This window comes from Planococcus sp. RAB007_Raresut, assembly GCF_057369535.1.
In genome coordinates this window covers 1-232 of the sequence record NZ_JBXYIF010000289.1, presented here as the reverse complement: position 1 = coordinate 232, position 232 = coordinate 1, and the positions used below count along the sequence as shown (strand labels likewise).

At 67.2% G+C, this 232-nt stretch carries 1 protein-coding gene; it reads left to right on the top strand.

Translation table 11 applies throughout. From position 1 onward, the window contains the following. Window positions 1-232, top strand: a 232-nt coding sequence (locus tag AC2Q9J_RS18565; RefSeq protein ID WP_499042214.1) for a DNA gyrase subunit A, incomplete at both ends; no start/stop codon positions are given.

Here is a 232-nt window from a genome sequence, read left to right as displayed (position 1 = left end):
TACGACGGCAAGACACAGGAGCCCACCGTACTGCCCGCGCGCTTCCCGAACCTGCTCGTCAACGGGTCGTCCGGCATCGCGGTCGGCATGGCCACGAACATCCCGCCGCACAACATGCGTGAAGTCGCCGACGGCGTGCATTGGGCGCTCGACCACCCCGAAGCCACGCGCGAGGAACTGCTTGACGCACTGATCGAGCGCATCAAGGGCCCTGACTTCCCCACCGGCGCCA